Source organism: Cephaloticoccus primus, assembly GCF_001580015.1.
Classification (GTDB): domain Bacteria; phylum Verrucomicrobiota; class Verrucomicrobiia; order Opitutales; family Opitutaceae; genus Cephaloticoccus; species Cephaloticoccus primus.
Genome location: NZ_LSZQ01000030.1, coordinates 20,070 through 44,689, shown reverse-complemented (window position 1 = coordinate 44,689; position 24,620 = coordinate 20,070). Strand labels below are relative to the sequence as shown.

The following is a 24,620-nucleotide window of genomic DNA, read 5'->3' as shown; positions in this document are numbered from 1 at the left end:
AGGAAAAACAGGGACATGGGGCACACAAACAGGGGGGCGAAAAAAGGGGGGGCTCCCTCACCGATAACCAAGGTTGAAGCGACCTCACGATGTCGCCCTGCGCCTGCACATCAAGCTGCCAGCCCAAATCTTCCGAGGGGGCTTATGAGCCGTCGCTTGTGCTGTCGTGCACCTCCCCGGAAAAGGAGCGGGGCTCACTCGTCGTCAAAGCCCAGGAGGGCGATTTTCCAGTCGTGGGCGCGGGTCAGGATGGCGGGCTTATCCAGGAGGATGACGCTGCCTGACTTGAGGGCGGCGGCGTGGATGCCGGCTTCGCGCATGACGTCGAGGGTGTGCAGGCCGAAGCAGGGCACGTCGAAGCGGTAGTCTTGCGCGGGTTTTACGGTTTTCACGAAGAGGGCGTCTTCGGTCTTGAACTGGCCTGCGCGGCGGAGCATTTCGTCGGTCCCTTCAAAGGCTTCGACAGCGAGGACGGTGCCTTTGCGCACGACGCAGCCTTGGCCGATGTCGAGCCGCGCGCATTCGCGAGCGATTGCGATTCCGTGTGCGAGATATTCGTCGGGGATCGGGAATTTGCCGCCCGTCATGTTCCCTGCCGTTGGCAGGTGTGCGTCGAGAAAGCTGCGCGCATCGAGCATGGCGATGCCGAGTTTTTCGATTTCGGCGGCGATTGCGCCAAAGATGGTTTCGGCGTTTCGGCGCTTGAGCGAGAAGAGGAGCTGGGCGGCTTTGAAGTCGGGGTGCAGCCCTTTGAAGAGGCGGCGCGGGGTGATCTGGCCGGCCATGAGTGCCGAGCCGCAGCCGAAGCGCGTGAGGGTTTTAAGGAGTTTGCCGAGCTGGCCGACGAGGATGGTCTCGCGTTCGTTTTCGGGGAAGAGTGCGAGGAGTTCGGCAGAGGTCTCGCCTTCAAAGGCAATGAGCCGGACGGGGACGCCGCTGTCGCGGGCGGCTTGTGCGACGAGGAGGGGGTACTGCCCTTTGCCCGCGATCAGCCCAAGCGGACGGCTCGGATCGAAGTCTCTGGGCAAAAAAGCGGAGGCAGGCATCACGCTCACACGTTTAGCAGGTCTGCGGGCCGGTGAGGCAGCTCTTTTTGAAGCGAAATAGTTTCATACTCCGGAGCGAAAACTGCCACTGCGCGTGGGGCGGTGGCGTGGCGCCACGTGCCATTGAATTTGGGAATCGTGTTCCGCCGCGTAGCGACGGGGCCGATTCCCAAATTGGCCTCCCTGTCGCTTCGCGACAGGCGAGGAGCCCCAAAGCGCGAACGAGGGCGAAATCCCGTTTGGGCGGATTCTTTGGGTAGAGGATTAATCCTTTCGCCCGACTATCTGACAGCTAGGCGGCGACTGCCGGTTCCGCCGCGGGTGCGGCTTCCGGGGCGCGGGCTGGCTCACGGTCGAGCTCACCACGGGCTGGCTCGACGTTGGTGTATTTGCCGTAGCTGCGGTAGTAGCGGTAGTTGGAGTAGTACTCGACGCGGCGCGGCGCGAGGCCGTTGAGGATGACGCCGAGGATCTCCGTCTTCGCGTTGCGCAGGGCGCGCATGTAGAGCTGGATGTGCTTGCGGTGGGCGCGGTTGAAGCGGCAGACGTAGGCGACTTCGTCCACGCGCTCGGCTATGAGGAGCCCGTCGGTTACGGCACCAAGCGGCGGCGAGTCGATGACGATGAGGTCGTAGTATCGGCCGAGTTTTTTAAGCAGGTCGCCAAAGAGATCGGATTCGAGGAGCTCGGTGGGGCGGCGCGAGCGCCCGCCGGAGCGCAGCAGCGAGAGGTTTTCGTTCAGCTTGACGATACCGAGGGTCGGATCGGTGGACAGGTCGGTATCGAGGCTGGCGCCGGATTCGTAGAAGGGGATCAGGCCGCTGGTGTTGGCGAGGTCGAAGCGGCGGTGGAGCATGGGGCGGCGCAAGTCGCAGTCGACGAGCAGCGTGCGCTTGCCGTGGCGGGCGAAGCTGGCGGCGAGGTTGGCGGAGACGAGGGTCTTGCCTTCGCCCGGGATGGTACTGGTGACGAGCATCGCCTTCGGGTAATCAACGAGGCTGTGCGTCTTGGCCGCGCTGTAGATGCCCGTGAATGCTTCGACGGCTGTCGGGTTCGTATCTTTGAGCAGCAGCGTGTATTTATCCTCGTCCTTGACGTTGTTAAGGTCGGGGACGATGCCGAGCAGGCTTGTGTTGAGGAAGTTCTCGATGTCCCAGGCGCTCTTGATCCGGTCGTCGATGAAATCGAGGCCGAAGGCCGTGCCGAAGAAGACGACCAGGAACATCATCACACACACGCGGATGATTTTCGGGAAATTGGGGGTGTAGGGGTGGCTGGCGACTTGCGCGCGGTCGAGGAGCCGGATCGGTACTTTTTCCAGATACTTGGTGGTAGTGGTTTGGTTAAGCCGGTCGAGGATCTGCATGTAGTTTGAGCGGGCGACGAGGGCTTCGTTCTGGAGGCTCTCGAAGTCGACGCGCATGTTGCGCAGGTTGAGCGCTTCCTGCTCGGCGGCGGTGTACTCGGTTTCGAGCTGGGAGATGGTTTTGTTTACCTCGGTCAGGCTCGCGTGGAGATCGGCGATGGCGCCCTGGACGGCGAAGTCGAGGTGCTCCTGGGTCGTGATGATGGCGTTGGTGGTCTCGATCATCCGCGGGTGCCGCTCCAGATAGCGCTCGGCGAGGCGGGCTTGCTCTTGCAGTAGTGTGCTGAGCTGGGTGCGCAGCGGGGCGACGGTGCCGTAGCTTCCGATATAGGTGATTTCGAGGAGGTTGTCCCCGGATTCCTGATAGTCGGCGACTTGCTTGGCGATCGACTCGACCTCGAGGAGTCGCAGGCGCGCTGCGGTGAGGGCTCCGTTGATCGTGAGGAGCCGGTTGTCGACGATGCTGGTACTGCTATCGAGCGAGATCAGGTTATTCTTCTCCATGTACTCCTGCTGCTTCTGGGCCTTGGCTTCGGACTCCAGGCGGAGCTGCTCGGCGCGTTCGTGGAGAAAATCGAGCGCGGTATCGTTTACACCGCTGATGTTATCGAGCAGGTAGCTGAGAAACTGGTCGACGTGCCGCTGCGCGAGGATGGCTGCGGCCTCGGGGTCCTGATGGCCGACGGTGAGCCGCAGGATGAAGCTGTTGCGCACGGGGTCGATGCTCAGGAGCCCAAGCATCGCAGCGAGGGGAGGGAGCGGCTCGCCGGGAGGCTGCGATTTCAGGTAGGGGCGCTGGATGATCGCGATCTCCTCGGGTGTGAGTGACTCAAGGACGCGGGTGCGGACGCGATTACTGGTGAGCTGGTGAATGTAGGTGTTGAGGTCGATCTCGTTGCGGATCGAGGCATCGACGACGCCTTGGGTAGTGACGATGGTCTCGGGCCGCTCGAACTGGATGATCGCCGTGCTGGCGTACATGGGCGTTTGCCGCGCCTGGTAGTAGCCGATGCCCAGCGCGACGAGCAGGGCCAGCGGCAGGGCGATCCAGAAACGCTCGCGCAGGATGACGTAGTAGTCGCGCAGCGAGCGGCTCTGCCCGGCGGGCATATTGGGGTCAGTAGAGGCACCCGCGCCCAAGGGAGTGGATGGGGGCGGCATGCCAGCGGCAGGTTCAGCCATAGGTCAGATAATGCGTTCGGGGACGTAGACGATATCGCCCGGGAGCAGGACGAGGGCGTTATCCTCGGTGCTCGCTCGGGAGCGACCGCGGATCAGGCTGGCTACATCGACAGTGAAAATTTGGCGAGTACCGTCGGAATTAACTCGGGTGACGGTGACTGCGGTGCCGCGTGCGACATCGGTGAAGCCGCCCGCACGGGTGACGAGTTCGACGAGGGTTAGCGGGTGCTCAACCGGGATCGGGTAGCGGCCCGGTGAGCGTACCTGGCCCTGTATGGAGACTTCGCGCGGCGCGTAATCGACGATCGAGATGGTGATCTGCGGGTCGCGCAGGTAGCGCTCGTTTTGGTACGCGGTGGCGATGGCGCGCTCGGCTTCGGGGATGGTGAGGCCACTGATCCGGATCTGCCCGAGGAGGGGCAGGTTTACCATCCCGCTGGCATCGATGCGCGCGGTGATTTCCAGGTCGGGCTCCTGAAAGACGACCACGCGCAAGCTGTCGTTGGTCGCGATCCGGTAGGTTTGAGCGGTGGAGGGCTGGGCGGGACCTCCGTGCTGCCTTTGCCTGGATTGTCCGTGGACGATCAGGCTGCTGGCCAGGAGGGCCAGCAGGCAGCAGAGTGCTTTGATGCAGGGGAGGCGTTTCACCGTTTGTCCTCAGGTTAGGGCGATTAGAAGCGGCTCGATGCGTAGAGGCTGATCGAGTTGCGCTCGTAGTCGGAGATCGAGGTGTTCGACCAGTTACGGAAGTAGGAGTAGTCGAGGTTTACCCTCAGGAGATCGCCATAGACGCTGTAAGAGCCACCGATGCTGGCGCCGAAGAACTCGTCCTTGCGGCCCCCACCTGCAGCACCGAGGAAGCGCGACTCACCACCATTGATGCCGGTGTGGGCGGAGAAGCGGGCCCCAAGCGAGTAGTTGAGCGAGGCACCTGCACTGAGCGTGTCGGTGTGGATGTTGGTCGAGGCGACGCTGAAGTCCTTCGACAGGCTAAAGTTGGCGCCCAGTCGCTGGGAGATTTTCCAATCCGCCGAGCCCGAGACAGTCATGCTGCTGTGCGAGCCCTGGCTAGCCTTGGTGTTGTCGCGGTTTTGATAACCGAGTCTCAGGTTACCCGTGAGCTTGGGGAGGATTTTCCCGTTAATCCCCACGAGGAAGGCGTGGTCGTAGTAGGAGTCGTGCGCGCTGGTCTCACCGTAGCGGCCACGATAACCTGCGGTGAGGTTGGTCTGATCGGTGTAGGCGTAGGAGAGGTCGGCGTTCCAGTTGGTGACGCGGTCGTTGACGATATAGTTAGGCGCGTTTTGGAAGCGGCGCTCGGAGAAGCCAGCCCCGCCAGTGAGCGAGTAGCGCGAGATGATCGGGTAGCGCAGGTTGAGCTGCGCGTCGTAGGCCCAAGACTGGTTCCGAATGTTGGCCGCCGAGTCCGCGCGGTTTTGGCGCTGCGCGCTCAGCGAGAGCGAGCCGGTGGTGCGGCCACCGGTCTTGGTGGCGTTAAACCTGAAGGCCGGATTCTCGAAGTTCTCGCTCGTCTGATCGTTAAACCGGCTGATGTTCACTGTGGCCGAGGCATCCAGGTTGATGAGCCCAGCGCGGCGGGCGAGGTTGAGGCTCGTGTTGGCGAACCAGATGTGGTCGCTCCTTGAGGCCGAGCTTGAGTCAATATTGGAGTCCCAGGTCATGCCTGTGGACAGGTTAACAAAGAGGCTGTTTTGCCCCTCGTTAAAAGTCACGAGGCTGTAGCCCGGATTGGCAAACAGGCCAAGTAGTGCTGCTGGCACCAGGAATTTGGAGGAGGTGATTTTCATCATCTATTTAAGGAGTCAGGTACTAGGTGTTCGGTCTCTTGCTAAAAAGAAGCGGGTGGAAGCAGGGGCGTACTTAAGAGTGGCTTTGTTTAAGAGAGAGTGCGGCTACGCGAGCGGAGATGAGGGGCAGGGAGCGGCCCCATCTCCTGCACGCGTTGCCGAAGAGGCGATTTCAGGGAATCGCTGCCGGGCTGACGGTGCTCGGAGGAGGCTGCACGGTCGTAGGTGGGGTGCCGCCGCCACCGCCACCGGGGCCGCCACCGCCCGTGCCCGGGGTTGTGGGCACACCGATGATTCCATCGCCGGGGCCTTCCGCCTGGTCAGGCGTGGTGATGATGTCGCCGGGGGCATCGAAGTAGACGCTGCGGCGCGCGAGACAGGCGATTGTGACGATGCCTTCCATCTCGCTGAGGTCGCGGCCACTCAGCTTGGTGAGGGTGGGCTCGCCGCCATCGGCGGGAAAAAAGATCTTTTCGTGGATGTTGAGATCACGGCCTTGCCCCGCGTAGTAAACCTTTCCGGCCTGCGCGCTGGCATCGCCGCCGACCAGCGTGACCCAAGTGCCCTCGCGATTACGCTCGAAGACGAGCTTCCCGTCGGGGATGCGGACGACGGCCTCGTCTGTCACGATTTCAAGCAGGGAGTCCGGCAAAAGTCGGCTGGTGCAAACACCGAGCACGCCGCTCTCGTGATAAATCTGGATGTTGGAGACGGAAGGCTCGGCGATCAGGTCGCCGCGCTCGCCGACAAAGGGCTCTTGGGCGGCACGCGTGATACTGAAGCGTCCGTCTTCGTTGAGAAACAGGCCGGTGCCGTTGGAGATTACCAAAGTGGTGGTGGACGCCTCTTCGGTGTAAACGGTCGAGCCTTCGGCGATATGGACTTCACGCGCGCTGAGCGGGGTGATTACACCATGGTTTTCCAAGTAGGCCTCTCCGTCGACCTCGACGGCGTAGAGTTTACTGATGAGATTATCTGCGAGCGATCCAGTCACATCGCCCGAAGGGCCATAAAATACTGGAGTTTGGGCTTGGGCGGTGGCTGTGCCGAGCGCCGCAACGAGGGCCGCGAGTGCGAGACCGAGCCGTGGTTTTAAGTGTGTAGCCATGATGTTTTGTGCGAGTTAGGACTGCGTATGGAGGAGAGTAGTTTTGGTTGGGTATTGCCTCGGCAAAAAATTACGAGTGCGTACCACACGGTATAGCGAGCTTTTTACTAAGTATTTGTACTACTGAGCGACAAGGTTAACGATCTTATTAGGGACGAAGATAACGCGGCGGATGGTTTTCCCCTCCAGTTGGGCGGCGACTTTCGGGTGAGCCCTGGCTTGGGCGAGTGCTTCGTCTTGCGAGCAATTTTTTGGGAGGAGTGCGTCGCCGCGGTGCTTGCCGTTTACCTGAAAAACGAGGCGGCATTCATCGCGCTCCAGCCACTGCGGATCGTAATCGGGCCAGGGCGCAGTGCCGATGGAGCCGCTCTCGCCGAGCCGCGACCACAGTTCTTCGCAAAAATGCGGGGCGAAAGGAGCGAGGATTTGCAGGAAACGTTTGATCGAGTCGCGGCTGATGTGCTCGGCCTTCTGAATGGCGTTGGCGCAGATCATCATTTGCGAAATCGCGGTGTTGTAGCGCAGCGCGGCGATGTCGTCGCCGACTTTGCGAATCGTCTCGTGCAGCGTGCGCAGGAGCGGCTCGGAGTCAGGCTGCGAATCGTCGATCTTCGCGCTGAGCTGCCCTTCTGAGTCGAGGCACTCGCGCCAGATTTTTTGCAGGAAGCGGTATACGCCTTCGATGCCGCGCGGGCTCCAGGGCTTCATGGCTTCGAGCGGCCCGAGGAACATCAGGTACAGCCGCAGTGTATCCGCGCCATAGCGGGCGATAATGTCGTCTGGATTGGCCACGTTGCCGCGGCTCTTGGACATTTTTTCGCCGTCCTCGCCGAGGATCAGCCCTTGGTGAAAGAGGCGCTTGAAAGGCTCGTCGGTCGGGACCACCCCGAGGTCGTAGAGCACCTTGTGCCAGAAGCGCGCGTAGAGCAGGTGCAGGACGGCGTGCTCGGCGCCGCCGACGTAGAGGTCGGGCGTGCCCCAGTAGCGCAGCGCCTCGGGCGAGGCGAGTTCTTGGGCATTTTGCGGGTCGAGGTAGCGCAGGTAGTACCAGCACGAGCCCGCCCACTGCGGCATGGTGTTGGTCTCGCGGCGGGCGCGCACCCAGTGCGGCGCGGGGCGGGGCTGGCTCGCGGGAACGGCGGCCCCGCTGTGCGGCTCGTGCCAGATCTCCAGCCAATCGGTCACGGCGGCCAGCGGGCTTTCGCCTGTGCCGGTGGGCTCGTAGCTCTGCACTTTGGGGAGCTCCAGCGGGAGTGCTGAGGTGGGGATGGGGAGGGCGAAGCGTTCTTCGCCGTCAAAAATCGCGGCTACGGGCGCGGGCGGGGTGGGCAGGGCGACGCCGTTTTCCCGCGCATGCGCCAGTGCGCCGTGATAATCGGCCTCGCTTACCCAAACGATGGGGAAGGGCTCACCCCAGTAGCGCTGGCGCGAGAAGAGCCAGTCGCGCAACTTGTACTGCGCAGTGGCCTTGCCGCGGCCTTCGGCGGCGAAACGCTTCTGGAGCGCGGCGGCGGCCTCGGCGGGCGAGAGCCCGTCGCACTCGCCCGAGTTGATCAAGCGCAGCCCGTCTCCGTTTTCGCAAAACGGGAGCTCGGTCACGGCTTCCGGCGGCTCGCTCGCCGCGCTGCCGTCGCCGCCTGCCTGCGCCGCTGCGTTTTTCGCCCCGGTGGGCGGGAGGGCGGGAGGGCGCGCGATGACCTGGATGACTGGCAGCCCGAATTTTTGCGCAAACGCATAGTCGCGCTCGTCGTGCGCGGGCACGGCCATGATCGCGCCCGTGCCGTAGCTCGCGAGCACGTAGTCGGCGATCCAGATCGGGATGCGTTTTCCGGTGGCGGGATTAATCGCGTAGGAGCCGGTGAAAACGCCGGTCTTTTCCTTGGCGAGCTCGGCGCGTTCGAGGTCGCTCTTCGCGGCGGCGGCGCGCGTGTAGCTGCTGACGGCCTCGCGTTGCCCGGGCGTGGTGAGCTGCGCGGCGAGCGGGTGCTCGGGCGCGATGACCATGTAGGTCGCGCCGTAGAGCGTATCGACCCGCGTGGTGAAGATTCGCAGTCGCTGCCCGTCGAGCCCGTCGATGTCGAACTCGACCTCGGTGCCCTCGCTGCGGCCGATCCACGCGGCCTGCATCCGCTTGGTCGAGTCGGGCCAGTCGAGGTCTTTAAGTCCGGCGAGCAGCCGGTCGGCATAGTCGGTGATGCGCAGTACCCACTGGCGCAGCGGGCGGCGCTCGACCGGGTGCGAGCCGACCTCGGATTTGCCGTCGATCACCTCTTCGTTGGCGAGGACGGTACCGAGCGCCGGGCACCACCACACGGGCTTGTCCTCCACATAGGCCAGCCCGCGCTCAAAGAGTTTTAGCCAGATCCACTGCGTCCACCTGAAGTACTGCGGGTCAGTGGTATTGATCTCGCGCCCGAAGTCATACGACACACCGATCGAGCGGAGCTGGCGCTTGAAGGTCGCCACGTTTTCGCGGGTTACGTCGGCAGGGTGGCGGCCTGTTTTGACCGCGTAGTTTTCCGTGGGCAGCCCAAAGGCATCCCAGCCGATGGGGTAGAGCACGTTAAACCCCTGTGCGCGCTTAAACCGCGCCATGATGTCGGTGATGGCATAGTTTTCGCAGTGCCCGAGGTGCAGCCCGGCCCCCGAGGGGTAGGGGAACATGTCCAAGATATAAAACTTGGGCTTCGCGCGGGCGGCTGGTTCCCTGCCTTGCTGCTCATCTATCGTGCTGGCGCGAAAGCTCTCCTTTTCCCTCCAGAATGATTGCCACTTTGCTTCGATCTGCCGAAAGTCGTATTCTTTGCACTGAGACATAATATGAAACGGTCCACCGTGAATTATCCGCTTTTTGGGTCAATCTCCTTCCCCGCACGGGGGCCGCGCCAGCCTCGGGCAAGCGCTCCGAAGCGGGCTTTCGCTTCGGTGTTGCTGGCCGCATTTTGCACGCTTCTGGCGCTGCTGCCTGCGCGCTCCCCGGCGCAATCGCTCACCGAGCTTTGGCGCGAACGCAGTGCGAGCGTTGTAGCGGTCGAGTTTCGCATAGCGGGCACCGGCGGGGTGGCGTCTTCGGGAGAGGTTCAGGCCTTTGGCACCGTGATCGACGAGAGCGGGACGGTGATTTTCAGTACGGGCGCGATTGATCAACAGATGCCGCTCGATGCGCTCAGAGATTTTCGTATTTACCTGCCGGGCGGAGACACCGATGCGCCGATTCCGGCACGTTATCTCGGCTACGATGCCTTTACGGACTGGCATTTCGTACAGGTGGAGTCGCCGGGTGCGGCGGCCCTGCTCACCCCGATTACGCGTTTTCGTGCGCTGAGTTTTTACGACGGGCAGTCTTCGCGGCCCCAGGTGGCCGAAGAGCTTTGGGGCATCGGATTGCGCAAGAAAGATGAGGGCTTCGCGCCGTATTTTCTGAGTAGCCGTGTGTCTCTCGTCGCAGAAGTGCCCGAGGCCTTCGCCTTTGCCGCGCGTGAGGTAGCGGGCCCTGGCCTACCCGTTTTTAACGGCGCGGGGGATTTCGTGGGGCTGGGGCAGGGCGGTTTTGGCCAGGCTGCGCTCCAGTTCTCCGAGCGCGACCGCGACGGAATCCCCGTCGTGATGATCAATCCCGACGAGACTTCCGCTGTGCTCCTCGCCGAAGAGGTCTTGCCGCACTTGCGCACACGCATCCCCGCCAGTGCTTCGGCGCGCACGGCTGCCTGGGCCGGCTTTGAGCGGCTGCGGCCGGTTGATCGCGAGACTGCCGAGCGGCTCGGCCTCGGTAAACGGCCGGCCCTGACGGTGGGCGATGTCTTGCCCGACAGCCCGGCGCAAAAAGCGGGCATGCAGCCGGGCGATGTGGTCGTATCGATCAACAGCCGCGAGCTGCCCGCGATCCGCCCGCCGAGTCGGCTGGGCCGTTATCTGGAGCGCGAAGTCGCGCGTCGGGCGCCCGGGGATACGCTCTTTATCGAGGTCGTCCGCGAGCGTGCGGACGAGCCACGCATCTTGATCCTCACGCTCGAAAACGCGCCTTATTAACCACACCTCAAAATCGCGCGTGCGCAGCGGCGGCGTGCCTGCAAATCCTGCTCCCATGTTTACCGGTCTTGTAGAAGAAAAAGGACGGCTGCTCGCGTTTTCCCGTGCCGCGAGTGCTGAGGTCGATGCGAGCTCGGGCGCCGTGAGCGAAGGAAGTTGGCACCTGACACTCGCCGCCAGGCGTGTCCTGAGCGACGCGGCCCTGGGCGACAGTATCGCCGTCAACGGCTGCTGCCTGACCGTGGTGGCGATTGATCGCGACGCGGGGACGCTCACCTTCGACGTTTTGGAAGAAACGCGGCGGTTGACGAATTTTGCCGCGTTGAGCGGCGTGCCCGCTAGCGGCGCCAACGCGGGTGCGGGTGGCGAGCGACGGAACGGGCAGGGCGAGCGGGAGGAGCGGCACCTCAATCTTGAGCGCAGCTTGCGGGCCGATGCGCGGCTCGGCGGCCACTTCGTCACCGGCCACATTGACGGTGTGGGCCGGGTCGTGAGCCTGACCCGGCACGGCGCGGACTATCGTCTGGAAGTCAGCTTGCCCGAGGATGAGGCACAGCGCGGGCCCATCGTTCATAAGGGCTCAATCGCGATTGATGGCGTTTCGCTCACCGTGGCCGAAGTCGATGACGGGCGGCTGGCCGTGTGGCTGATCCCCACCACGCTGGCCGAGACCAATCTGGGCGAAAAGCGCCCGGGCGATCCGGTGAACCTCGAATACGATCTTTTGGGCAAATACGCGGCCAAGATCCTTGGCGATTCGCGGCGCGGCGTATCGGGAAGCTCTAGTGGGGCCGATGCGCAGGTGGTTGAGCTCGCTGCGCTCGACGGTGCTGATTTTGCGCAGGGCTAACACGCGCTGCGACGACGACTGCCGATGCGTGCCTCACTGACTGCGTTAACCGAGGAGCTCCGCCGCCTGAAGGCCAGCGGGCTGCGCGAAATCTCGGTCGCTCCCGAGAGTCTGGAGCGGCTGCGCGCCGCCGTGCGGAAGCGGAGGGCGAGTGCGCAGCCTGTCGTCTCCGAAGGCCAATCGGCGGCAAACCGTTCCGTCGGCGAGTTGCGCGGGGTAGCACGCCCCGAGCCGCGTCCAACTCGTGAATCCGCACCACTCGCCCACATGGAAAGCCGCCCTGCTGCCGTCGGCGCCGCTCCTGCCGCTCCCGCCTCGCCGCGCCCGAGCGCAGCGCGGCCTCAACTCGCGGCCGCACTTTCCCCACTCGAACCTGCGCCTGCGTTGAGTTCGCCGCCGGTGAAAGAGCCGCCTCCGCCGCTTCCGACGCCGTCAATAACAAGGTCTGCGACTTTCACGATACCCACAGCGGGCACGAAGGCGGAGCGGCTCGCCGCGCTGCGCGAGATCGTCCTCAGCGACGAGGTTTGCCGCGCGCAGCTCCGGCCCGGCAAGCGGGTCGTCTTTGGCGTGGGGAATCCCGAGGCGAAGATCGTGTTCGTGGGCGAGGCACCGGGCGCGGATGAGGAGGAGCAGGGCGAGCCCTTTGTCGGTCGCGCGGGGCAGCTTCTCACCAAGATGATTCAGGCGATGGGCTTGGCACGCGAAGACGTTTACATCGCCAACATCATGAACTGGCGGCCGCAAATGCCGACTCTGCGCGCGGACGGCGAGCAAGTGGGCAACCGTCCGCCGACGCCGGAGGAGATGGCCTACTGCCTGCCCTACTTGCAGGCGCAGCTCTCGATCCTCACGCCGCAGGTGATCGTCGCGCTGGGAGCGACTGCGGCTCGCGGCCTGCTCGGGCACGATGCGTTTAAAACGCTGGGCGAGCTGCGCGGGAAGTGGCGCGAATTCGCGGGCTGCCCGCTGATGGTCACCTACCACCCGAGCTACATCTTGCGGAACCAGTCGAACCGCTCGAAGCGCACCATCTGGGAGGATTTTCTGAAAGTCATGGAGCGCGCGGCCCTGCCGATTTCGGAAAAGCAACGCGGCTACTTCCTTGGCTGAATGGGGCGGGTGTCTGCTCCCATTGACGCCCGCGCGGATCTTTGTGGCCACGTAGCGACTGCTTCCCTGCTGCGCAGGGGCCGGTTTCAGTGAGTGCTCCTAATGGCTGGAGACCAAGGCACGCGTGGTATGCCGCTTCCGGGCTGCCGCCAGCCAGCCGGTGAGGCCCAACAGCAGCAGCAGTGTGTGCAGTTCATAGCGCCAGCTATAGTCATGCAGGAAATAATGCGTTTGGCCGTATTCGAGGATTTCCCGCCCCGCGATCCCCAGCCACCAGCCCAGCCCCCACAAATAGGCGCCACGTGCGATGTAGCTGCGGGGGGCATGCTGCCGATACAGCCAGGCAATGGCGAGGCCGGCCAAAGCGATCATCCCCCCGCCGATGAAGCCCGCATTGGCGATGACTACAAACGCCTCGGCATTCTCGCGGGCCACAGGTACTGCCGCCTGAATCCAGAACAGCGCGGCGGCGACCTGCAGCATTATGCCGCCGATGCGCGCCGAGCGCCACTGTTGCACCCAGCCGAGCCAAACCAGTCCCGCGCCTTCCAGTGCGAAGACTGCGGCAGTAGCGCTCCCCGACAGTCCCCATGGCACCACGAGTGTGGCAAAACCAACCGCTAGGATGGTGTAGCTCTGTGCCAGCGGGTGCAGGCGTCTGCGCCCCATCAGCGACCTGCCGAGCAGCGTATACAAGCGTCCCCGCCTTTGATGAGGGCTGTCGAGTTTGGCAATCACTTGGAGGGATGGGCCTACGGTTTTGCGGGGCGGCACCGACTGCCTCAGATCTGTGCGAGGAGCGTTTTGGCGAACTCGGGGACGAAGGGCGCAAGCACCTTTAGCTCGTCCCGGACGGTGACTCGGCGCCCGAGTTTTTGTGAGCGCTTGATTGCGACTTTCTCAAGTGCAGCCTGCACCCATCTGTCGTTCTGCCTATGAAGCTCAAGCAGGTAGTCCTGCGGGTGGAGGGCCCGGATGCGCCAAGGGCTCAGATCCTTTGAGGCAAAGTCGCGCAAGTTGTAGGTGAGGAGCGTGCCTGCCTTGGACTCAATCGCACAGGCCAGGACGTGCCGGTCTTTTTCGTGATTCGTACAGCGGGGAATCCACTTTTCGTAGCCGCTGACCAAGCTGGTCGGAAACTGGGCCAGAACCGCCGCCTGAAAACCGCGAGCGATCCGCGGATCCCAATGTAGACTCTCCGTGTGAGTGCGGTAGGTCTCCTCAAGAATCTGCGAAGACCAGCGCGGAGAAAAGGGGGCCGATGAGAGCTTGGCGAACGTGAGCACTACGTTGGCGACCTTCTGATTGGCCAAAACACAGGCATCAACCGCTACGAGTTCCGGCACTACTGCCGTATTGATGGAGGTGCTCATCGGAGTAGGCCGGATTAAAAAAACTGGGGGGCAGGAGCCTGTCCCGTCTGCCCTCTACTGGAGCCCCTGCCTCTCCAGCTCGGCGCTGATTTCAGCCATCTGGTCCATGAAGTCGTCGCTATCCAGCTCATCGAAAATCGCCTGCCGTTCGCGCCGGTAGGCAAAGAAGTCGGGCAGCGGGATGTGGTACTCGCCGTTGATCTCGCGGCTGGGGATGGAACCGCTGCGGCAGAGCATGCGCAGGATCCATTCTTCCTGGTTGAGGAGTCGGGAGCCCTCGGAAGCGGAGAGCGTTTCCTTGGTCAAGTCGATGGGCGGCCTTTTGCTCGCTCGCTGGGGTTTGCGGGACTCGGCCCGCGGCTTGGCGGGGAGCGACTGTGTCGGCGGCTCGGCGAGTTGGGCAATGGGCATGGCAGGTGTTCCTTTCCTTTTTTCAGGGAGAACTAGGCCCGGCCCGCTTTTCCCGCAAGAGCTCTTCGGCTCCTTTTCCTGCGCGAACCTGGAACACGACACGATCTCCGTCATATCCATCAGTAAATTCAAATATGATGTTTTCGCGGCTTGCGTTGAGTGGAGCGGGTGCCTGTGCTCGGCGCTGTTATGGCAAATTCCTTTGTGTTTTCCTCCGAATCGGTCGGTGAGGGCCACCCGGATAAGGTCGCGGACTTTATCTCCGACAGCATCCTTGATGCCTGTTTGGCCTTTGACCGTAACGCGCGGGTGGCCTGCGAGACTTTCGTAAAGTCGAACACGGTCATCGTCGGCGGGGAGATCACCTTGCCCAAGCTTCAGGACAAGACGACTGGCCGCTCGAAGCCGATTGATGCGGCCTTTAACGTGAACCAGGTCATCCGCGAAGCGATCCGCGAGATCGGCTACACGCATGACGATGACATTTTTCACGCCGACACGGCGTTCATCACCAACACCCTGACCGCGCAATCTGCGGACATCGCCCAAGGCGTCGATGCGCGCTCCGTCGAGGGCAAGAAAACCGCCGAGCAAGGCGCGGGCGATCAAGGGCTGATCTTTGGTTTCGCGTCCGATGAGACCGAGGAGTTCATGCCCGCGCCAGTGATTTTCGCGCACCGGCTCGGCCGCGAGCTTACGCGCCTGCGCAAGAGCGGCAAAGTTGCCTGGCTGCGCCCCGATGCGAAGTCGCAAGTCTCCGTCCGCTACGTCGATGGCCGCGTCGCCGAGATTGTAAACGTCGTCGTTTCCACGCAGCACAGCGCGGACGTGAAGCATGCCGAGATCGAGCGTTTCATCATCGATAACGTGATCAAAAAAGTCCTCCCCGCCGAGCTGCTTACCGGGAACACGGAGTTCCTCGTCAACCCGACCGGCAAGTTCGTCGTGGGCGGGCCGCAAGGCGACTCCGGCCTCACGGGCCGCAAGATCATTGTCGACAGCTACGGCGGTTGGGGCCGCCACGGCGGCGGCGCCTTTTCCGGCAAGGACCCGTCGAAGGTCGATCGCTCGGCGGCCTACATGTGCCGCTGGGTCGCCAAAAACATCGTCGCCGCGGGTCTCGCCAAACAATGCGAGCTGCAAGTCGCCTACGCGATTGGCCACCCGAAGCCGGTCAGCGTTTACGTAAACACCTTTGGCACGGGCACGGTCTCCGATGAGCAGATCGTGAAGGCGATTGATAAGGTATTCAGCTTCAAGCCGGCCGACATCATTGAGCAGCTCGACCTCCTGCACCCCTTCTACCGGCAGACCACGCAGTACGGCCATTTCGGCAAAGCGGGCCTGCCTTGGGAGAAGACCGACAAGGTCAGCGAGTTGAAGGCCGCCATAGAAACGGGGGCGGAAAAGTAAACGCCCACGCATGCGCGGGACGAACCCTCCGACCCGAGGGCCGGAAACCCGCGCGGGCGGCCCGCTTTGGTTTACCGGTTAAACTGTAAACCGGCGAAGGCCGCCTCCCGCCCTCTCCCGCCCAGCCCATTTTCACTAAATAAACCACATCCACACATCTTACCCGATGGCCTCTCTTCTGAAAACCGCTCCCAAAGACCAAGACTACATCGTCCGTGACCTCTCGCTCGCCGACTGGGGCCGCAAGGAGCTCGACATCGCCGAGCACGAAATGCCCGGGCTGATCGCGCTGCGCAAAAAGTTCGGCAAGAAAAAGCCGCTCAAAGGCGTGCGCATCACTGGCTCGCTCCACATGACGATCCAGACCGCGGTTTTGATCGAAACGCTTGTCGCGCTCGGCGCCGATGTTCGCTGGGCATCCTGCAACATTTTTTCGACCCAAGACCATGCCGCCGCCGCAATCGCCAAGGCCGGCATTCCCGTCTTTGCGTGGAAGGGCGAGACGCTCGACGAGTACTGGGAGCTCACCTGGCGCGCGCTCAACTTTCCCGGCGGCAAAGGCCCGCAACTCATCGTCGATGATGGTGGCGACGCGACGCTGCTGCTCCACAAGGGCTACGAAATGGAGCAGGGCAGCGATTGGGTAAACAACGCTTCCGAGTCCGAGGAAGAGGAGGTCGTTAAAAAACTCCTCAAGAAAATCGGCCGCACGCAGAAGGGCATTTTCAAGCAAATCGTCGCCGACTGGCGCGGCGTCTCCGAGGAGACCACCACGGGCGTGCACCGGCTCTACCAGCTCCACGAAAAAGGCCAGCTCCTCGTCCCCGCAATCAACGTCAACGACTCGGTCACCAAGTCGAAGTTCGACAACCTGTACGGCTGCCGCGAGTCGCTGGCCGATGGGCTGAAGCGGGCGACCGATGTGATGATCGCGGGCAAGGTCGCCTGCGTGTGCGGCTACGGCGACGTCGGCAAAGGCTCGGCGCACTCGCTGCGCGGCTTCGGCGCGCGCGTCATCGTCACCGAGGTTGACCCCATCAACGCGCTGCAAGCCGCGATGGAAGGCTTCGAGGTCAACACCGTCGAGTCCACGCTCGGCCAGGCCGACATCTATGTGACCACCACCGGCAACCGCGACGTGATCACCCTCGAACACATGCGCCGGATGAAAGACCAGGCCATCGTCTGCAACATCGGCCACTTCGACAACGAGATCCAGGGCGCACGCCTCTACGCCGCCAAAGATGTCACCCGCACCACCATCAAGCCGCAGTACGACAAATTCACCTTCGGGAAAAACGGCCCCACGATCTACCTCCTCGCCGAAGGCCGCCTCGTAAACCTCGGCTGCGCGACCGGTCATCCGTCCTTTGTGATGTCCAACAGCTTCACCAATCAGACGCTCGCGCAGATCGACCTTTGGGAAAACAAAGACCGCTACCAACCCGGCGTCTACCGGCTGCCCAAGCACCTCGACGAAGAAGTCGCCCGCCTGCACCTGGAGAAAATCGGCGCCAAACTCACGCGCCTGACAAAGGAGCAAGCCGACTACCTCGGCGTCCCGGTCGACGGCCCCTACAAGCCCGAGCACTACCGCTACTAACGTAGCGGGGCGAGCGAGGGGCGGGCAGGGCGGCCCAAATCGCTGGTCGGCGTAGCCTTCCAATTCGTCGGAGAGGCGGGGGCTTTTCCATCGGGGCGAATTTTTGGGTTAACGAGTTTGGCGCGCGGTAACTGCGTTGATCGCGTTCTCAACGCTGTTTTCCGCGCGTCCTCCTTCAGCAGCCCACTCCAGATGCAAACCTGTCTTTTCAAGGGCAGGAGCCGGGCAGTCGGCCTGCATTTTTTCTGCGCTCCGCAATTCATTACGACGCTCCACTTTTAAAGAAAGGGGCGCTTCACTTAAAAAGGGCCGAGGGGAATTTAAGCGGACTTAAATTTCCCGCAGAGCTTTTAAAGAAAATCGCCAATTGCTTTAAAAGCTCAGCGAATGATGGAGCCCAGTTGCCAGTGTGGGGTGTTTTGTTGGGCGGCCCACAGGCGCGAGTACAGGCCGCCCTGCTCCAGCAGTTCGGCGTGTGTGCCGTGCTCGACGAGGCGACCTTTTTCGAGGACGAGGATTTGATCGGCATGGCGCACGTTTTTGAGCCGGTGGGCAATGACGATGACGGTGCGTCCGCGCGCGAGCTCGGCGATGGCGCGCTGGATTTGCGCTTCGGCCGAGGGATCGACGCTGGCCGTGGCTTCGTCCAGGAGGAGTACGGGCGCGTCCTTGAGCAGGGCGCGGGCGATTGAGAGGCGCTGCCGCTCGCCACCCGAAAGGCTGGCGCCGCCTTCATCAACCCTCGTGTCGTAGCCCTGCGGGAGTGCCTCGATAAACTCATGTGCCTGCGCGCGCCGCGCGGCCTCAATGACTTCGTCGCGCGTGGCGTCGGGCTTGCCGATGCGGATGTTGTCGAGCACGGAGCCGGAGAACAGCAGCACGTCTTGAAAGACCATTGCCACATGCCGGTGCAGCGCGTCGGTGCCGATCTCGCGCAAGTCCAAGCCGCCCAGCCGAATCGCCCCGCTGCTCACATCCCACAGCCGCGCGATCAGGTGCACAAAAGTGCTTTTCCCCGCGCCGCTGGGGCCGACTACTGCGGTGAGCGTCTGCGGCGAAATCCGGCACGATACGTCAATGAGTGCCTGTGGCGGCAGTGCGGCTTCCGCCTCCGCTTCGCTTGGGCTCAGGACCTCTGCCACGGCCCGTTCGCCCTGCGCTTCGTAGGCGAAGCTCACCCGCTCAAACACGATGTCATGCCCCTGCGGTGCCTTGGTCAAGGCGGGCTCGGGCAGCGCGGTTTCCCCCAGGATGGCCTCGATCCGCGCCAGCGCGCGCCGCGCGAAGCGCAGCATCATTGTGGACAGGCCGACCTCGAAGAGTTGCCGGTAGACGGGGAGCGCCAGCACCAAAAACAGCAGCAGTGTGGCGGGGCCGAGCGTGCCCTCGGCCAGCCACCACGCCCCCGTGAGCACGAGCGTCAGGTAGCCTGTTTCGAGGAAAAATCCGTACGCAGCCAGCCACGGGGCGGGCTTTATCTCGACCGCGAGCAGCGCCCTGTGGTGTTCGCTCAAGGTGGCTTCGAGCCGCTGCCACACGTCACCGAAACGCCCAAAACCGCGGATCACGGCGATGCCCTGCACGTACTCCAGCAGGGCAGATTGAGCGGCTGCGTTGGCCGTCATCAGCCGCGTGCTGGGCCGCGCGGCGACACGCTGGCTCCACACGAGCGACAGCAGCGCGAGCGGCAGGCCCATCAGGAGCAGCAAGGCCAGCCGCCAATCGACCCAGAGCAGGAAAACCACGAGGAACAGCGGCATGGCCAGGCCCGCCACGAAGACTCCGAGGAAGTGCGACCACAGGTGCTCGACGAGCTCCAGATCGGAGGTCAGCCGTGCGCCGAGATCGCCGCCGCGCTGCTTGCCGAACCAGCCGAGCGGCAGCTTGCGCAAGTGGTCGGCGATCCGCAGCCGTGCCTCGCCCATCATCGCGTAGGCGCCGCTAAAAACCTGTGGCATGCCGAGTCGCCCCGCGACGATGCGCAGCACGGCACAAAGCACCATCAGAAGCCCGTAGCACAGGATCTGTGCGGGCCTGAGGTTTTGCGCAAACACGCCGTTCAGGAGCAGGTAGAGCAGCCCGCTCGGCGCAGCGATAAACAGCCCTTCGGCGGCGGCCCAGATCAGGCCGCGCACCAGCTTCGGGTCGCGCGTTCCCGCGAGCCGGAAGCCCGATTGCACCAGTTCGCGGATCATGGCTGCACCTCCTTCCCCTGCGCGGCGGCGGTTGTGGCCGGGCCTGGAGGCTTCGGCGGTGGTCTGGAGCTGGCAGTGCTCACCGAGAGCGACCAATCGCGTGCCTCTTCGTGGTCGCGCCACAAGCGCTGGTAGCTCGCGCAGTTTTTGAGCAGCTCGTCGTGCCTCCCCTGACCGGCGACGCGGCCCGCCTCCATCACCACGATCCGGTCGGCGTGCATCACGCTGTGCAGCCTGTGCGCGATCATGAGCACCGTGCGGCCCTGGCACAGCTTATCCAGCGCCTGCTGGATCTGGGCTTCGCTCTCGGCATCCACGCTGGCGGTGGCTTCGTCCAGAAGCAGGATCGGCGCGTCCTTGAGCAGGGCGCGCGCGATCGAGATGCGCTGCCGCTCGCCGCCCGAAAGCCGTGCGCCGCGCTCGCCCAGCGGCGTGTCGTAGCCCTGCGGCAGCGCCGTGATAAAGTCGTGCGCGCAGGCGGCGCGGGCGGCGGCCTCTATCTGCGTGTCGGAGGCATCGGGTCGCGCGAGTGCGAGGTTTTCGCGCACCGTGCCGTCGAACAAAAAGACCTCCTGAAACACGATGCCGAGCCGCGCGAGCAGTTCATCCAACGGCCACTGGCGCACGTCGCGCCCGCCAACTCTCAGGCTGCCCGACTCAAACTCGTAAAGCCGCGCGACGAGCTTCACGAGCGTGCTCTTGCCCGAGCCGCTTGCGCCGACGAGTGCGGTTAACTGGCCCGCCTCGGCGCGAAAGCTCACTCCGTCGAGTGCGAGCGTTTCGCCGTAGCGGTGTCGGATTTCGCCAAACTCAATCGCCGGAGAGGAGTCTCCCGCCGGCCTCTTTTCCGCGGCGGGTGTGAGCAGGGCGGACAGGGTGGGAGGGGCACTCGCGGTTTCGGTCGCGGGCGTCGCATCCGCCGCATTCATTGGCGCGGCAGCCAGCACTGCATTGATGCGGCCCAGTGCCTGTACGCGCTGGGCCTGCTCGGAGAGCGCAAACATCAGCCGCAGCAGCGGCGCCAGCACGGACGGCGCTACGAGCAAGAACAGCACATAGGTGGGCAAATCCAGACTGCCGCGCAGATGCAGCCACGCGCCGAGCGGGGCGACCACTGCCAGATTTGAAGTCAGCAACGCGCTAAACAGCACCCAGCCGCCGGACGTGCTCTTGGCGTAGCCCACGACCCAGGCGACCGCGCCGTGCACGGCCCTGGCGAGCTCGCCAAAAGAGCGCGCGTCCAGCCCGAAGCTTTTAACCACATGGACGCCGCGCACGTATTCGCCGACCTGATTGGCGATCCGCTTTTGCAGCTCGCCCCACTCGCGCATGCGCTCGCCCATCCCGTGCATCCACCACCATTGCGCGACCAAGGCCAGTGGCAGCGGCACCATCGCGGCGCAGGCCAGGCGCCAGTCTGCCGCGAATAGCACCGCGGCGGCGATCAGCGGCACAGTCGCCGCTGCCACCATGTCGGGCAGCATGTGCGCGAAAAATCCCTCCAGCCCGCTGACATCGTCGGTGAGTGTGCGGCGCAGGCTGCCCGAGCCGCGTCCCGAAAAAAACGACAGCGGCACCTCACCCAGCCGCCGGGCCATCGCGAGTCGCAACCGATGCTGGATGCCAAACGCGCCGATGTGCGCCAGCACATGGCTGCCTACCATTAGCGCCCAGCGCAGGAACAGCAGGCCGAGTGCTCCCAACGCGAGCTGCCACACGGCGGCCATGTCGGGCTGCGGAGCGAACAGCTCGACCGCGATCCGGTAGATGAACCACAGCGGCGCGATACTCAGCGCGGCCGAGCCAATCGCGGTGATGATCGCCCCGCCTAGAGGCCAGGCGGCGAGCCGCAGCAAGCTGCCAAAACTGAGCGGAGTCTTTATCGGGTGAGAAGCCATGAGGGGATAAGAAGGGAGGAGGGGGAGCTTCACTCACTGGTTTGCAGGGCACCCGCCCCAGGCAAGGTAGCCGGAACGTTAGGCATTTCGCTTAAGTCGCCCGCTGCCGATGTAAGCGGAGTTATAGCCCGGTGGGTGAGAATCGGTGATGTTGAGGGCGCGAGCAGCGCGGTGGATGTGAGAGGGAAGCATGGCGTGCGCGTATGCACGTAGCGCGGGGCAAAAGGGGCGAGCAGCACTCAGTCCCGATACGCTTTGAGTACGTCATCGATGATGAGGTGCAGGGAGCTGGGGCTGGCGGCGGTGATGTACCACGCCTCCGGATCGGCGAAGATCACGCGGTCGTTTTTCCAGGCGTGGGTCTGACGCAACAAAGGGTTGTCCAGCGTCTGCGCGCTCAGTGCGGGGCGGCTTTCCATGACGGCGCTGCGGTCGATCACGTAAATGATGTCCGGGTTGGCCTGCTGGATAAACTCACTGGATACGGGATGGCCGTGCAGCCCGGTCTCGGCCGTCGGGCCAGCGTGCTTTACGCCCAGTCCGCTGAAGACAAAGCCGTAGCGGGATCTCGGGCCAAAGGCACTGTAGGCGCCGTTGTTGTGCAGGACGATCAGGGCTTTTTCCGGACGGTCTTGGATGATGCGCCGAGCCTCGGCGACCTTGGCATTGAGCTCGGCGGCCCTGCGCTGTGCGAGGGCTTCTTTCCCGAAAATCCGGCCCAGCGTGATGAGGTGATTCTTGATGACCTCGATGTGCGCGGCTTGGCTGTCCCGATAGTTCACGTCGAAGTGGATCGTCGGGGCGATTTGGGAGAGCTCCCGGTAGTGGCCCGCTTGCAGCGAGGTGATCAGGATGAGGTCGGGCTTGGCCGCGTGCACGCGCTCCAGATTGGGCGCGACGATGGCGCCCGTATCCAGAATCTCCGGAGCGCGTTTATAGCGGTCGAGAAAGTGCGGCACAAAGTCCTGCGGCATGCCGGCGACGGGGACGCCGAGTTGGTCGAGGAAATCGACTTCGTTCATGTCCAGCGCCACCACGCGTTGAGGGCGCTTTTCGAGTACGGTCGTCCCCAGTTCGTGGCGGACGCTGATCGGTGCGGCGTAGGCTGGGGAGGCCGCCAGTGCGGCGCTGCTCGTGGGACTCTGTTTCCCCTCACAACCCAGCGCGGCAAGCGTTGTGATGACGAGCAAGGATAGAGCGGTATTCCGGTGTCGGATCTTGAGGTACATGGCGGATTTTTTCGTTGGATTGGTCGGATGAAGGTGGGGGCGGGGAGGTCAGTTTGGCGTGTGCTCACGCGGCCTCGCGCGTGCGCCGCAGCATCAGTGCGAGGAACCACGCCCCGCACAGGAGGTTTACCAAAATGGTGACGGTGGTCCGGTAGTTGAAGAGGTGCTCGACGGCGAGTTGCGCTAGGAGGAACAGGCCGATGCTGATCGCACAGCCAGTGGGGAGCGTGGAGCGGTGCCGGAAGCTGCACGTCAGCGCGTAGCTGGTGTTGGCAACGAAGATGCCCATGAAGGCCGTCGGCCCGAGCAAGCTGGTTGAGACAGCGACGAGGACGGCGACCAGTGCGAGGTGCAACCTCACCGCGCGCGTGTAGTGTACGCCCAGCGAGATGGCCTTGTCGCGCCCGAGCAGGAGCACATCCAGCGTCGGCAGCATCTTGAGCGCCGCGAGGCATACGGCCGCGACGACGAGCGCTGCCGTGAGTAGCTGCGCGGGCGTTACTCTGGCGAAGGACGCCTGGCTGAAGCCGAGCATGATGGAGAACTCGCCCGGGCTGATGCTGAGCTGGATGAACTGGGTAAAGGTGCTGAGCACGATTGTGAGCACCAGCCCCAGCAGCAGCAGTGTGTGCACGCCCGGGCCGCTGGCTTCGCGCAGCAGCCAGCGATGGAGGGCCCACGAATAGCCGAGCATCAGCAGGGCGGACGCGAAGACGTTTCCGTTGGCCCCGAGTACGGCGAGGCTGCGCGTGCCCATGAGCAGCAGCAGCATGGCCTGAAACAGCAGGTAGACGGCTTCGTAGCCCATGATCGCGGGCGTGAGTATCCGGTTCCCCGTGATCGTCTGAAACGTGATGGACGACCAGGCGACGCACACGCCGCCGATCAGCATCGCTGCCAGCCGCGTGGCCCGCTTGGGGATGATGTAGCCGAAATCGAGCCCCGAGCGAAAAAACAGGAAACCCAGCGCCAGGCCGATGACCGTCGGCCAGAGGAGTTTGTGTGGAGAACCCCGGTGCATCATCGGCTCCTCCAAAGTACGAGTGCGAAAAACAGGATGCCGCCTATGCCGCCCGCAGTCAGCCCGATGGGAACTTCAAACGGGTAGATCAGCACTCGCCCGAGAATATCGCAGGCCAGCAGCAGCGAGGCTCCGCCCAGCGCGACCATCGGCAAGCTGCGGCGCAGGTTGTCGCCGTAGCGCAGCGTAACCAGATTTGGGATGACCAGCCCGACAAAGGGAATCGCTCCCACGGTGAGGGTTGTGACGGCCACTGTGGTGGCGACCAGCAGCAGGCCGAGTGTGGCGGTGAGCGTGTAGTTTAGCCCCAGGCTTCTGGCGGTGGCCTCGCCCATCCCGAGCAGGGTAAAGCGATGCGCGTACAAGTAGCTCAGCCCGACTGTCGGGAGGATCAGGTAGAGGATCTCGTAGTGGCCTCGGACGATCTTGGAAAAGTCGCCCATCAGCCAGCCCTGCATGCTTTGCAAGATGTTGTTTTGATACGCGTAAAACTCGGCGGCGGCGCTGAACACGCTGCCATACATCAGCCCGATCACGGGGATAAGTACCGTGTTCTCGAACTTGATCCGGCGCACGATCCCCACGAACAGCAGGTTGCTCGCGAAGCAGAAGAGCAGCGCGACCAGCATCCGGTCCGCCACCCCCGCAGTCGGCGTTGCCGTCATCGCGATCAGCAGGCCGAGCTTGGCGGCGTCGAGCCCTCCGGAGGTCGCGGGCTCGACGAACTTGTTGCGCACGATGTGCTGGAGGATCACCCCGCAGATCGACAGTCCGGCACCCGTCAACACCAGTGCCGCCAGCCGCGGCAGCCGGCTCGCCGAAAGCACAAGCCACGCTTCGCTGGAGGGCGACAGCAGGCCCGCCCACGAAACCTGCTTGGCGCCGACGAGCACCGAGCCCACGCAGAGCAGCCCGAAAAGAGCCAGACACTGTGGAAAACGCAGCGACATCGCGCCCGGCTCCTTTCGCGCTCCG

Annotated in this window: 19 protein-coding genes; 5 read left to right on the top strand and 14 right to left on the bottom strand. The window is 63.6% G+C overall.

The features are described 5' to 3' along the window. Nucleotides 1-194: 194 nt before the first annotated feature. The 6 genes from AXK11_RS03860 to leuS all read right to left on the bottom strand — a co-directional run bounded on the left by AXK11_RS03860 (nt 195) and on the right by leuS (nt 9,327). Nucleotides 195-1,046: an LpxI family protein gene (locus tag AXK11_RS03860; RefSeq protein ID WP_068629608.1), complete on the bottom strand. Its 852-nt coding sequence runs from the start codon at nt 1,044-1,046 to the stop codon at nt 195-197. 292 nt (nt 1,047-1,338) lie between these two features. Continuing rightward, nucleotides 1,339-3,594, bottom strand: a complete 2,256-nt coding sequence (locus tag AXK11_RS03855) for a GumC family protein (protein WP_082780855.1) — start codon at nt 3,592-3,594, stop codon at nt 1,339-1,341. Between the two features lie 3 nt (nt 3,595-3,597). Beyond that, a complete protein-coding gene (locus AXK11_RS03850) occupies nt 3,598-4,242 on the bottom strand; it encodes a polysaccharide biosynthesis/export family protein (protein WP_068629507.1) in 645 nt (214 codons plus the stop codon). Nucleotides 4,243-4,265: 23 nt separating this feature from the next. Then, complete coding sequence (locus AXK11_RS03845; protein WP_197456790.1) at nt 4,266-5,402, bottom strand: outer membrane beta-barrel protein; 1,137 nt, start codon at nt 5,400-5,402, stop codon at nt 4,266-4,268. Nucleotides 5,403-5,574: 172 nt separating this feature from the next. Further along, complete coding sequence (locus AXK11_RS03840; protein WP_068629503.1) at nt 5,575-6,510, bottom strand: hypothetical protein; 936 nt, start codon at nt 6,508-6,510, stop codon at nt 5,575-5,577. Between the two features lie 120 nt (nt 6,511-6,630). Further along, the gene (leuS, locus tag AXK11_RS03835) at nt 6,631-9,327 is read right to left on the bottom strand and encodes a leucine--tRNA ligase (protein WP_068629501.1); all 2,697 of its coding nucleotides are present in this window, start codon (nt 9,325-9,327) and stop codon (nt 6,631-6,633) included. Between the two features lie 108 nt (nt 9,328-9,435). Between leuS and AXK11_RS03830 the strand changes: the two genes are divergently transcribed. Genes AXK11_RS03830 through AXK11_RS03820 form a run of 3 tightly spaced genes read left to right on the top strand, consistent with a single transcriptional unit; the run spans nt 9,436 to nt 12,502 of the window. After that, nucleotides 9,436-10,539: a S1C family serine protease gene (locus AXK11_RS03830; protein WP_068629499.1), complete on the top strand. Its 1,104-nt coding sequence runs from the start codon at nt 9,436-9,438 to the stop codon at nt 10,537-10,539. A 55-nt stretch (nt 10,540-10,594) separates the two neighbouring features. Continuing rightward, nucleotides 10,595-11,389 (top strand): riboflavin synthase, encoded by a 795-nt coding sequence (locus AXK11_RS03825; RefSeq protein WP_068629497.1) that lies wholly within the window; start codon nt 10,595-10,597, stop codon nt 11,387-11,389. A gap of 24 nt (nt 11,390-11,413) precedes the next feature. After that, nucleotides 11,414-12,502 (top strand): uracil-DNA glycosylase, encoded by a 1,089-nt coding sequence (locus tag AXK11_RS03820; protein ID WP_068629495.1) that lies wholly within the window; start codon nt 11,414-11,416, stop codon nt 12,500-12,502. 99 nt (nt 12,503-12,601) lie between these two features. On the opposite strand, the gene AXK11_RS03815 is transcribed toward AXK11_RS03820, so the two are convergent. Genes AXK11_RS03815 through AXK11_RS03805 form a run of 3 tightly spaced genes read right to left on the bottom strand, consistent with a single transcriptional unit; the run spans nt 12,602 to nt 14,286 of the window. Then, the gene (locus AXK11_RS03815) at nt 12,602-13,240 is read right to left on the bottom strand and encodes a DUF2339 domain-containing protein (RefSeq protein WP_156469184.1); all 639 of its coding nucleotides are present in this window, start codon (nt 13,238-13,240) and stop codon (nt 12,602-12,604) included. Between the two features lie 44 nt (nt 13,241-13,284). Beyond that, the gene (locus tag AXK11_RS03810) at nt 13,285-13,875 is read right to left on the bottom strand and encodes a PIN domain-containing protein (protein ID WP_156469183.1); all 591 of its coding nucleotides are present in this window, start codon (nt 13,873-13,875) and stop codon (nt 13,285-13,287) included. 54 nt (nt 13,876-13,929) lie between these two features. Further along, on the bottom strand, nt 13,930-14,286 hold the full coding sequence (locus tag AXK11_RS03805) for a hypothetical protein (protein WP_068629488.1): 357 nt from the start codon (nt 14,284-14,286) through the stop codon (nt 13,930-13,932). 189 nt (nt 14,287-14,475) lie between these two features. Between AXK11_RS03805 and metK the strand changes: the two genes are divergently transcribed. Together metK and ahcY are read left to right on the top strand one after the other, a co-directional pair. Next, a complete protein-coding gene (metK, locus tag AXK11_RS03800; protein ID WP_068629606.1) occupies nt 14,476-15,699 on the top strand; it encodes a methionine adenosyltransferase in 1,224 nt (407 codons plus the stop codon). Nucleotides 15,700-15,865: 166 nt separating this feature from the next. Next, nucleotides 15,866-17,302, top strand: a complete 1,437-nt coding sequence (ahcY, locus tag AXK11_RS03795) for an adenosylhomocysteinase (protein ID WP_068629486.1) — start codon at nt 15,866-15,868, stop codon at nt 17,300-17,302. A gap of 380 nt (nt 17,303-17,682) precedes the next feature. Here the strand turns inward: ahcY and AXK11_RS03790 are convergent, their stop codons facing one another. From AXK11_RS03790 to AXK11_RS03770, 5 genes are all read right to left on the bottom strand, one after another. Beyond that, the gene (locus AXK11_RS03790; RefSeq protein ID WP_068629484.1) at nt 17,683-19,497 is read right to left on the bottom strand and encodes an ABC transporter ATP-binding protein; all 1,815 of its coding nucleotides are present in this window, start codon (nt 19,495-19,497) and stop codon (nt 17,683-17,685) included. Then, complete coding sequence (locus AXK11_RS03785; protein WP_082780875.1) at nt 19,494-21,395, bottom strand: ABC transporter ATP-binding protein; 1,902 nt, start codon at nt 21,393-21,395, stop codon at nt 19,494-19,496. The genes AXK11_RS03790 and AXK11_RS03785 overlap by 4 nt, the downstream gene beginning before the upstream one ends. Before the next feature lie 239 nt (nt 21,396-21,634). Further along, nucleotides 21,635-22,624, bottom strand: a complete 990-nt coding sequence (locus AXK11_RS03780) for a siderophore ABC transporter substrate-binding protein (protein ID WP_068629480.1) — start codon at nt 22,622-22,624, stop codon at nt 21,635-21,637. 64 nt (nt 22,625-22,688) lie between these two features. After that, entirely contained in the window at nt 22,689-23,645 is a 957-nt protein-coding gene (locus AXK11_RS03775) for an iron chelate uptake ABC transporter family permease subunit (protein WP_068629604.1), read from the bottom strand. Continuing rightward, nucleotides 23,645-24,595: an ABC transporter permease gene (locus AXK11_RS03770; RefSeq protein ID WP_068629478.1), complete on the bottom strand. Its 951-nt coding sequence runs from the start codon at nt 24,593-24,595 to the stop codon at nt 23,645-23,647. Before AXK11_RS03770 ends, AXK11_RS03775 begins: the two co-directional genes overlap by 1 nt. Nucleotides 24,596-24,620 lie beyond the last annotated feature (25 nt).

What these genes read in the sequence shown, in the direction of transcription:
- AXK11_RS03860 (WP_068629608.1), bottom strand. Translation starts at nt 1,046, where the DNA reads ATGCCTGCCTCCGCTTTTTTGCCCAGAGACTTCGATCCGAGCCGTCCG.
- AXK11_RS03855 (WP_082780855.1), bottom strand. Translation starts at nt 3,594, where the DNA reads ATGGCTGAACCTGCCGCTGGCATGCCGCCCCCATCCACTCCCTTGGGC.
- AXK11_RS03845 (WP_197456790.1), bottom strand. Translation starts at nt 5,402, where the DNA reads ATGAAAATCACCTCCTCCAAATTCCTGGTGCCAGCAGCACTACTTGGC.
- AXK11_RS03840 (WP_068629503.1), bottom strand. Translation starts at nt 6,510, where the DNA reads ATGGCTACACACTTAAAACCACGGCTCGGTCTCGCACTCGCGGCCCTC.
- leuS (WP_068629501.1), bottom strand. Translation starts at nt 9,327, where the DNA reads ATGTCTCAGTGCAAAGAATACGACTTTCGGCAGATCGAAGCAAAGTGG.
- AXK11_RS03825 (WP_068629497.1), top strand. Translation starts at nt 10,595, where the DNA reads ATGTTTACCGGTCTTGTAGAAGAAAAAGGACGGCTGCTCGCGTTTTCC.
- AXK11_RS03820 (WP_068629495.1), top strand. Translation starts at nt 11,414, where the DNA reads ATGCGTGCCTCACTGACTGCGTTAACCGAGGAGCTCCGCCGCCTGAAG.
- AXK11_RS03810 (WP_156469183.1), bottom strand. Translation starts at nt 13,875, where the DNA reads ATGAGCACCTCCATCAATACGGCAGTAGTGCCGGAACTCGTAGCGGTT.
- AXK11_RS03805 (WP_068629488.1), bottom strand. Translation starts at nt 14,286, where the DNA reads ATGCCCATTGCCCAACTCGCCGAGCCGCCGACACAGTCGCTCCCCGCC.
- metK (WP_068629606.1), top strand. Translation starts at nt 14,476, where the DNA reads ATGGCAAATTCCTTTGTGTTTTCCTCCGAATCGGTCGGTGAGGGCCAC.
- ahcY (WP_068629486.1), top strand. Translation starts at nt 15,866, where the DNA reads ATGGCCTCTCTTCTGAAAACCGCTCCCAAAGACCAAGACTACATCGTC.
- AXK11_RS03790 (WP_068629484.1), bottom strand. Translation starts at nt 19,497, where the DNA reads ATGATCCGCGAACTGGTGCAATCGGGCTTCCGGCTCGCGGGAACGCGC.
- AXK11_RS03785 (WP_082780875.1), bottom strand. Translation starts at nt 21,395, where the DNA reads ATGGCTTCTCACCCGATAAAGACTCCGCTCAGTTTTGGCAGCTTGCTG.
- AXK11_RS03780 (WP_068629480.1), bottom strand. Translation starts at nt 22,624, where the DNA reads ATGTACCTCAAGATCCGACACCGGAATACCGCTCTATCCTTGCTCGTC.
- AXK11_RS03775 (WP_068629604.1), bottom strand. Translation starts at nt 23,645, where the DNA reads ATGCACCGGGGTTCTCCACACAAACTCCTCTGGCCGACGGTCATCGGC.
- AXK11_RS03770 (WP_068629478.1), bottom strand. Translation starts at nt 24,595, where the DNA reads ATGTCGCTGCGTTTTCCACAGTGTCTGGCTCTTTTCGGGCTGCTCTGC.